The 8,435-nt window shown below is 76.6% G+C and carries 10 protein-coding genes; 9 read left to right on the forward strand and 1 reads right to left on the reverse strand.

Annotated elements, in window-relative coordinates:
• Positions 1-5: 5 nt before the first annotated feature.
• Genes pcaH through pcaDC form a run of 4 tightly spaced genes read left to right on the forward strand, consistent with a single transcriptional unit; the run spans position 6 to position 3,601 of the window.
• Positions 6-758 (forward strand): protocatechuate 3,4-dioxygenase subunit beta, encoded by a 753-nt coding sequence (gene pcaH, locus ADY59_RS24990; RefSeq protein ID WP_049566298.1) that lies wholly within the window; start codon positions 6-8, stop codon positions 756-758.
• Positions 755-1,291: a protocatechuate 3,4-dioxygenase subunit alpha gene (gene pcaG, locus ADY59_RS24995; protein WP_049566301.1), complete on the forward strand. Its 537-nt coding sequence runs from the start codon at positions 755-757 to the stop codon at positions 1,289-1,291. Before pcaH ends, pcaG begins: the two co-directional genes overlap by 4 nt.
• On the forward strand, positions 1,278-2,513 hold the full coding sequence (gene pcaB, locus ADY59_RS25000; protein ID WP_231618870.1) for a 3-carboxy-cis,cis-muconate cycloisomerase: 1,236 nt from the start codon (positions 1,278-1,280) through the stop codon (positions 2,511-2,513). Before pcaG ends, pcaB begins: the two co-directional genes overlap by 14 nt.
• A gap of 2 nt (positions 2,514-2,515) precedes the next feature.
• Complete coding sequence (gene pcaDC / locus ADY59_RS25005; protein ID WP_049566307.1) at positions 2,516-3,601, forward strand: bifunctional 3-oxoadipate enol-lactonase/4-carboxymuconolactone decarboxylase PcaDC; 1,086 nt, start codon at positions 2,516-2,518, stop codon at positions 3,599-3,601.
• Positions 3,602-3,612: 11 nt separating this feature from the next.
• Here the strand turns inward: pcaDC and manA are convergent, their stop codons facing one another.
• Positions 3,613-4,689 (reverse strand): mannose-6-phosphate isomerase, class I, encoded by a 1,077-nt coding sequence (manA, locus tag ADY59_RS25010; protein ID WP_049566310.1) that lies wholly within the window; start codon positions 4,687-4,689, stop codon positions 3,613-3,615.
• A 120-nt stretch (positions 4,690-4,809) separates the two neighbouring features.
• Here manA and ADY59_RS50270 point away from each other — a divergent pair, with 120 nt between their 5' ends.
• From ADY59_RS50270 to ADY59_RS25030, 5 genes are all read left to right on the forward strand, one after another.
• Positions 4,810-5,052, forward strand: a complete 243-nt coding sequence (locus ADY59_RS50270) for a hypothetical protein (protein ID WP_156325717.1) — start codon at positions 4,810-4,812, stop codon at positions 5,050-5,052.
• 11 nt (positions 5,053-5,063) lie between these two features.
• The gene (locus ADY59_RS25015) at positions 5,064-5,900 is read left to right on the forward strand and encodes a helix-turn-helix domain-containing protein (RefSeq protein WP_049566312.1); all 837 of its coding nucleotides are present in this window, start codon (positions 5,064-5,066) and stop codon (positions 5,898-5,900) included.
• 70 nt (positions 5,901-5,970) lie between these two features.
• A complete protein-coding gene (locus ADY59_RS25020; RefSeq protein ID WP_231618871.1) occupies positions 5,971-6,699 on the forward strand; it encodes an SDR family oxidoreductase in 729 nt (242 codons plus the stop codon).
• Positions 6,700-6,825: 126 nt separating this feature from the next.
• Positions 6,826-7,752 carry an alpha/beta hydrolase gene (locus ADY59_RS25025; RefSeq protein WP_231618872.1) on the forward strand — a complete coding sequence of 309 codons (927 nt, stop codon included), beginning with the start codon at positions 6,826-6,828 and terminating at the stop codon, positions 7,750-7,752.
• The coding region (locus ADY59_RS25030; RefSeq protein WP_049566318.1) for an acyltransferase family protein at positions 7,745-8,435 on the forward strand (691 nt) is incomplete at its 3' end. The genes ADY59_RS25025 and ADY59_RS25030, both read left to right, overlap by 8 nt.

Genomic DNA, 8,435 nt, shown 5'->3' on the forward strand with positions numbered 1-8,435 from the left:
GCGACATGTCCCGACCCCCCACACAGGCCGACATCGACCGCGAGCTCCGCGAGCTCCGGGAGGCCGCCGCCGGGACGGCCGGCGGGCACCCCTCCCGCGACTTCCCCCCCTACCGCAGCAGCGTGCTGCGCCACCCCAAGCAGCCGCTGATCTCCGTCAAGGACCCGGAGGCGGCCGAGCTGACCGGGCCGGTGTTCGGCGTCACCGACATCACCGCCCACGACGCCGACCTGACCAGGCAGCACCCGGGCGAGCCGCTCGGCGAACGCATCACCGTCGAGGGCCGGGTACTCGACCGCGACGACCGGCCCGTGCGCGGCCAGCTCGTCGAGGTGTGGCAGGCCAACGCCTCCGGCCGCTACCCGCACCAGCGCGACGACCACCCCGCGCCGCTCGACCCCAACTTCACCGGCGTCGGCCGCTGCCTGACCGACGACGAGGGCCGCTACAGGTTCACCACGATCAAGCCCGGCGCCTACCCGTGGCGCAACCACGTCAACGCCTGGCGGCCGGCGCACATCCACTTCTCGCTGTTCGGCGCCGCGTTCACGCAGCGGCTGGTCACGCAGATGTACTTCCCCGGCGACCCGCTGTTCCCGTACGACCCGATCCTGAACTCGGTGACCGACGAACGCGCCCGGCAGCGGCTCGTCGCGGCCTACGCGCACGAGCTGTCCCAGCCGGAGTGGTCACTCGGCTACCGGTGGGACATCGTGCTCGACGGGCCCGCCGCCACCTGGACGGAGGAAGGCCGATGAACCCCACCCCCTCGCAGACGGTCGGCCCGTTCTACGGCTACGCGCTGCCCTTCGCCGGCGGCGGCGACCTCGCCGCCGCGTCCGATCCGGCCGCGATCACCGTCCACGGGTACGTCCACGACGGCGCCGGAGACCCGGTGCCCGACGCGCTGCTGGAGTTCTGGCAGGCCGACGCGACCGGCGGACTGCGCGGCGCGCCCGGCACGCTGCGGCGCGACCCGGTCGACGGGACCGTCATCGGCAGGCACGGCGTCGACTTCACCGGCTTCGGCCGCGTCCCCACCGACGCCGACGGCCGCTGGACGCTGCGCACCGTCATGCCCGGCAACGGCTACATCAGCGTGTGCGTGTTCGCCCGCGGGCTGATGCACCACCTGTTCACCAGGATCTATTTCGGGCAGGACCCGTTCCTGGACACGCTGCCCCCGCAGCGGCGGCAGACGCTGGTGGCGGCCCGGGAGCGCGAGGGCGTCCACCGGTTCGACATCCACCTGCAGGGCGAGAAGGAGACGGTCTTCCTTGACTTCGGGTGACGGGGGGACTTCGGGCGCCGACCTCGGGCTGCTGGCGCCCATGCGGGCGGCGGCCGAGGCCACCGGCGACGTGGCGCTGCTGCAGGCCATGCTCGACGCCGAGGCCGCGCTGACCCGGGCGCAGGCCGCGCTCGGGCTGGCTCCCGCCCCGGCGGCCGCCGCCATCACCGCCGCCGCCCGCGCCGCCGCGTTCGACCTGCCCGCACTGGTCGTACGCGCCCGGTCCGGCGGCAACCCCGTCATCCCGCTCGTCGAGGACCTGCGCCGGGCCGCGCACCCGTACGGCGAGCACGTCCACCGGGGCGCCACCAGCCAGGACATCCTCGACACCGCCCTCATGCTGACCGCCCACCGCGCGCTCGGGCCGGCGCTGGCCGACGTCGAGCGGGTGATCGCCGGGCTCGGCGGGCTGGCGGCCGCGCACCGCGACACGGTCATGGCCGCGCGCACCCTCACCCAGCAGGCGGTGCCCACCACGTTCGGGCTCAAGGCGGCCGGCTGGCGCAAGCTCGCGGCCGACGCCCGCGACCGGCTGCGGGCCGTCCACCGGACCCTGCCGGCCCAGCTCGGCGGCGCCGCCGGCACCCTGGCCGCCTTCCACCCCGCTCACTTCCCCACCGACGCCCCGGGCGTCGCCGGGCGGCCGGGGCCGGGGGCGGACGCCGGGTTGCTGCTGGTGGCGCGGTTCGCCGGTGAGGTGGGGCTGGCCGAGCCGGCGCTGCCCTGGCACGTGCTGCGGACGCCGGTCGCCGACCTGGCCGGGGCGCTGGCGTTCACGGCGGGGGCGCTCGGCAAGATCGCGGCGGACGTGCTGGTGCTGTCGCGTACGGAGATCGGCGAGCTGTCGGAGGGCGTGGGCGGCGGCTCGTCGTCCATGCCGCACAAGCACAACCCGGTCCGCGCCACCATGATCGCCGCCGCGTCACGGCAGGCGCCCGCCCTGGCGTCGATCCTGTACGGCTCGCTGGCCGCCGAGGACGAGCGCCCCGCCGGGGCCTGGCACGCCGAATGGCAGCCGCTGCGCGAGACGCTGCGCCTGGTGGCCGGCGCCGCCCGCGACGCCGCCGAACTGGTCGCCGGCCTGCGCGTGCACCCGGACCGCATGCGCGCCAACCTCCGCGTACCCGGCGCCCCCGCCGACCGGGACGCGCCCGTACGACTCCCGCGACAGGCGACCGGGTCGGCCGGTGCGCTGGTCGACAGGGCGCTGGAAGAGGAGTGACCTTGCTGCAGTACACGCTGGACGGCCCGGAAAGTGGCGAGCCGCTGGTGCTCGGCCCGTCGCTGGGCACCTCGGCGAAGGTGTGGCGGCCGCAGGTGGCCGCTCTGGCGCGCACCTTCCGGGTGCTCAGGTACGAGCTGCCGGGGCACGGCGGCGCTCCCCGCCAGGACGTCCGCACGATGGACGACCTGGCCGCGCTCGTCCTGGCGGCGACCGGCGCCCAGGGGTGGGAGAGCTTCCACTACGCGGGCGTCTCCATCGGCGGGGCGATCGGGGCGACGCTGGCGATCGGCCATCCCGGCCGGGTGCGGTCGCTGGCGATGGTGTGCTCGTCGGCGCGGTTCGGGGAGCCGCGGGGCTGGCGGGAGCGGGCTGCGCTGGTGCGGGAGAAGGGCACCGGGCCGCTGCTGGAGGCGACCGCCGCGCGCTGGTTCGCCGGGCCCGCCGACCAGGAGCTGCTCGACGACCTGGCCGGCGCAGACCCCGAGGGGTACGCGGCCTGCTGTGACGCGCTGGCCGGCTACGACGTGCGCGGCGAGCTCGGCCGGATCGCGGTCCCGGCGCTGGTCCTGGCCGGGCGGCAGGACCCGGCCACGCCGCCGGCGCACGCCAGGGCGCTCGCCGACGGCATCCCGGACGCCACGCTGGTGGAAGTCCCTGGCGCGGCCCACCTGGCCAGCCCCGACCGGCCCGAGGCGGTCACCGCCGCGCTGCTCGCCCACCTGCCCGCCGTGCCGGGCATGCGGGTGCGGCGCGAGGTGCTCGGCGACGCGCACGTGGACCGGGCGATCGCCCGCACCACCGGCTTCACCCGGGACTTCCAGGACCTGATCACCCGCTACGCGTGGGGCGAGATCTGGACGCGCCCCGGCCTCGACCGGCGCACCCGCAGCTGCGTCACCCTCACCGCGCTCGTCGCCCACGGCCATCTGGAGGAGCTGGCGATGCACGTACGGGCGGCGCTGCGCAACGGGCTCACCCCGGACGAGATCGGCGAGGTGCTGCTGCAGACGGCGATCTACTGCGGCGTGCCGGCCGCCAACGCCGCCTTCGCCGTCGCCCAGCGCGTCCTCTCCGAACCCGCCTGACCCGCGGGTCGCTACAGGGCCGGCTCGGCGCAGAACGCGAGGCCGTCGACATGGGCGACGGCCTCGCCCCCGGCGGCCGGGAGGAACGCCGACCCACCCGCGCCCAGCCGCTGCTCCCCCACCGTCACGGAACCGGCCGTGCACAGCAGGATGCGCGGGGAACCGCCCGCGAGCCGCCACTCGCCGCCGGTGAGCTGCCGCAGCCGGAACTCCTCCGCCGAGGTGGCGTAGACGCCGTCCGCGCCCGCCTCCAGGGGACGCGGCACCCGGGCCGGATCGGTGATGTGGAGCAGCTCCGGCACGTTGAGCGGCTTGGACGTCAGCCCGGCGCGCATGACGTTGTCGGAGCTGCCCATGATCTCCACCCCGAACCCCCGCAGGTAGCAGTGCAGCACGCCCGCCTCCAGGAACAGCGCCTGCCCGGTCGTGAGCTCGTGCCGTTGCAGCAGCAGCGGCGCCAGGCAGGCCGGGTCGCCGGGATAGAGCCGCGCCAGCCGCGCCACCAGCGCGTAGTCGGGCTGGTGCACCGCCGAGGCCGACCAGCCGGCCTGCTCGGCCACGTCGCCCGCGGCCAGCAGCGCGGCCAGCGCCTCCAGCGGCGACCCGGCGGCCAGCAGCGCCACCACGTCCGTCAGCGCGCGCACGCCCAGCCGGTCGATGAGCATCGCCGCCTGGTCGCTGTCGCGGAACCCGGCCAGCGCGGTGAACGGCGTCAGCGCCCGGATCAGCTCCGGCTTCGGCCACGGGTCGCCGTAGACCCCGCGGGCGTGCCCGTCGGCCGCCTGCGCCGCCGACGGGTGCACCTGCAGCGACAGCGGCGCCTCGACGGCGATGAGCTTCATCAGGTAGGGCAGCCGCTCCCCGAAGCGGTCCAGCGCCGCCTCGCCGAGCTGGCCCGCCGGGTCGGCGGCGACCGCGTCGGCCAGGCTCCGCCCGTCGCCCGCCAGGATCGACGGGCCCGAGGGATGGGCGCCGAGCCACATCTCCGCCTCGGGACCGGGAGAGGGCACGGGCCTGCCGGTGAGAGCGGCGAGGTCGGTGCGGGATCCCCAGGGGTAGTCCTTGACGGGGTTGGTCAGCAAGTACACGCGAACTCCTCGGGCGGTGCCGGCTCGTGCGCGCGCCCGTGCTCGCCCGGACGCGCGCGAGGTCCACAGGGACCGTATCGCGCCCCCGCCGCCCGCGCGCCGCGGGGTCAGGAGCACTCGGTGACGATCTCGCTGATCCGCCCGCGGGCGGCGAGGCCGGCGCTCAGGCGGCTCCGCGCCCCGCTCGGCGCCCGGCTCGGCGAGGTCGTCGACGCCCGCCTGGACCCGCGCCTGCAGCTCCTCACGATCGGCTCCCGCTTCCCCGGAGACCCCGGCCGTACCGCGGCGCGCCGACGGGCAGCCGGCATCATAGGAGTGACCCGGCCACCTTCAGGGCCTCCCGCCCCCGGCCGAACGAACTAGCCTGAACCATTGTGAACAGGAACAACGCGCTCGGTGAGTTCCTCCGGGCCCGCCGCGAGCTGGTGTCGCCCGGGGAGCTGGGCCTGCCGGCCGGCCCCCGGCGCCGGGTCGCGGGCCTGCGCCGGGAAGAGGTCGCCCTGCTGGCCGGTGTGAGCAACGACTACTACGTACGGCTGGAGCAGGGCCGTGAGCGGCACCCGTCGCCGCAGGTGGCCGACGCGCTGGCCCAGGCGCTGGCGCTGGACGAGGAGGCCGCGGCCCACCTGCGGCGGCTCGCCGCCGCAGGTGGGCGCCGCCGCCCGGCCGCGGTGCCGGAGCGGGTCGGTACGAACCTGCCGCTGATGATGGCCGCCTGGCCGGCCACCCCCGCCGTGGTGCTGGGCCGCCGCCTGAACGTGCTGGCCGCCAACACGCTCGGGCGCGCCCTGTTCGACGGTCACCTCCACGGCGACGACCTGGCCCGGCTGGTCTTCCTCGACCCGGACGCCCGGCGCTTCTACCCGGACTGGGAGCGCGTGGCGGTCAACACCGTCGGCGGGCTGCGCGCCGCGACCGGCGACGGCGGCGACGACCCGGCGCTCACGGCGACGATCGAGGAGCTGTCGGCGCGGAGCGCGGCGTTCCGGGCGCTGTGGGCGCGGCACGACATCCGGCAGAAGACCCGTGAGACCAAGCGGTTCCGGCACCGCCTGGTCGGCGAGCTGACGCTGACGTACGAGGCGCTGACCGTGAACAGCGATCCCGGGCAGCAGCTCGTCGTCTATCAGGCGGAGCCGGGCAGCCCGTCGGAGCAGGCGCTGGCGCTGCTCGGCAGCCTCGCCGCCGACCGGGTGCGCGTCTCGGAATGAACCCGCGCGCCGGGCGGTGCGGGGTCCGTCATGCCATGAAAATTCGTCCTATCATCCTATGGAGTTTCGCGTGGAATCCACCAAGGTCATCCTCGTCACCGGCGCCAGCAGCGGGATCGGGCAGGCGACGGCGTCGCGGCTCGCCCGCGAGGGGCATCACGTGGTGATCGGCGCCCGGCGCGAGGACCGCCTCGCCGCCCTCGCCTCGGCCATCCGGGCGGAGGGCGGCAGCGTCGACTGCCGCCGCCTGGACGTCACCGACCGGGCCGGCGTCGCCGCGTTCGCCGACGCCGCCGCGCGCGAGCACGGCCGGATCGACGTGATCGTCAACAACGCGGGCGTGATGCCGCTGTCGCGGCTCGACTCCCTCCTGGTCGACGAGTGGGATCGCATGATCGACGTCAACGTGCGCGGCCTGCTGCACGGGATCGCCGCCGCGCTGCCGCACTTCCAGCGGCAGGGCGGCGGGCACTTCGTGACGGTCGCCTCCATCGGCGCCCACGAGGTGGTGCCGACCGGCGCGGTCTACTGCGCGACCAAGTACGCGGCGTGGGCGATCACCGAAGGTCTCCGGCAGGAGGTGGACCCGAGCATCCGCGTCACCACCGTCTCCCCCGGCGTGGTCGAGTCGGAGCTCGCCGGCACCATCACCGAGCCGGGCGCCAAGGAGGCCATGCGCACCTACCGGGCGGACTCCATCCCGCCGGACGCCATCGCCGAGGCGATCTCGTACGCCATCGGCCAGCCCGCCGGCGTGGACGTCAACGAGATGGTGATCCGGCCGGCCCGCCAGCGCTGATCGTAGCGGCGCCGCCCGGGCCGGCGCATCGGACCACGGGTGTACTACCTGGGTCTGCCGGCGCTCCCCCGGAATGGACCCACGGTCCGATGTGGCGGGGTGCCGGTCTGCGGCAACGTCGAAGGCGTGATCGACCTCAACAGGATGCGCCGCCCCCTGCTGTCCGCGCTCGTCGCCGCCGCCGTGGCGGTGCCGGTGCCGGCCGCCGCCCGGCCCGCCGCCGTGCCCGCGCCCGCGCCGGTCGCGTCGCCGCCACTGGTGGCGGCCCCCGCCGCGCTGTCGGCGCGCTACGCCGCGGGGCGTGCGGGCGTCCTGGCGGCCGAACGGGTGGCCGCCGCCCACGGCGACCTGCGGCGGGCCGCCATGCTGCGCGCCCTGGCGGATCCGGCGCGGCGCCTGCTGTCCTTCGACGGGCGCGACGGCGGCCGGGTCGTCGAGGTGTTCGGCGACCTGGCCGCCGCCCGGCGGATCGCGGTGCTGGTGCCCGGCGCCGACACCAGCATCGACAAGTACGGCCTGCTGCGCGGCGGCGCGATCCGGCTGGCGCGGGCGCTCGGCGACGGCTCGGCCGTGGTCACGTGGCTCGGATACGCGACGCCGCGCACGCTGAGCCTCGACGCGCTGAGCGCGGGCCTGGCCGACGGGGCCGCGCCGGCGCTGCGCGCGTTCGTGCGCGAACTGGCCGGGGCCAAGCCCGGCGCGGCGATCTCCCTGCTGTGCCACTCTTACGGCGCCGTGGTGTGCGGACGCGCCTCGCCCGGGCTGGAGGTCGCGCACCTCGTCCTCTACGGCAGTCCGGGCGCCGGCGTCGACGACGTCGCCGGGCTGCGCACCCGGGCCGCCGTGTGGGCGGGCCGGGGCGGCGGCGACTGGATCGGCCGCGTGCCGCACCTGCCCGTGCCGTTCGGGTTCGGCCCCGACCCGGTGTCGCCGGAGTTCGGCGCCCGCGTGTTCGCGGCGGGCGGCGGCGGCCACAGCGACTACCTGCAGGCCGGGTCCGTGTCACTGGCGAGCATCGCCGGGATCGTCTCCGGCGGGGCGCCCGATGCGTGACCTGCCCCCCGCCGTCGAATCGCCCCCGGCAGGCCGGCGTCACCTCGCACGACGGGCCGGGGAGGCACTCGGCCGGCGGGCGCGCGGGTTCGCCCGGCGGGTCGCCGGGGCCACGCCCCCCGGCCGCGACCGGGGCGTCGACGCGCTGCGCGCGCTGGCGATCCTGGGGGTGGTGCTCGGGCACTGGCTGGTGACCGCCGTGGTCGCCGACAGCGGGACGCTGCGGGTGACGAGCCCGCTCAAGCACGTCCCGGAGCTCGCCCCCGTGTCCTGGGTGCTGCAGACGCTGGCGGTGTTCTTCCTGGTGGCGGGCCGGGTGAGCGCCCAGGGTCACGCGCGGGCGCGCGCCGGGGGCGTGACGTACGGGGCCTGGCTCCGGCCCCGGCTGGCGCGGCTGTTCCGGCCGGTGGCCGCCGTGGCGGCGGTGTGGGCGGCGGTGGCGGTATCGACGCTCGCCGCCGGTGCCGACCAGGACACCGTGTGGGCGCTGGTCAAGCTGGTGCTGTCGCCGCTGTGGTTCCTGCTGGTCCTCGCGGCGCTGACCGCTCTGACGCCGCTGGCGGCCCGGCTCAGCCCGCTGTGGCCGCTCGCCGCCGTCGCCCTCGGCGACCTCGTCCGTCACGGCCTCGACGGCCCCGCGCCGGCCGGGAGCGCCCTGGCGGCCGGCGCGGCAGGGGTGGGGG

It is taken from the genome of Nonomuraea sp. SBT364 (assembly GCF_001083785.1).
In the GTDB taxonomy this organism is placed as follows: domain Bacteria; phylum Actinomycetota; class Actinomycetes; order Streptosporangiales; family Streptosporangiaceae; genus Nonomuraea.

What these genes read in the sequence shown, in the direction of transcription:
- pcaG (WP_049566301.1), top strand. Translation starts at nt 755, where the DNA reads ATGAACCCCACCCCCTCGCAGACGGTCGGCCCGTTCTACGGCTACGCG.
- pcaH (WP_049566298.1), top strand. Translation starts at nt 6, where the DNA reads ATGTCCCGACCCCCCACACAGGCCGACATCGACCGCGAGCTCCGCGAG.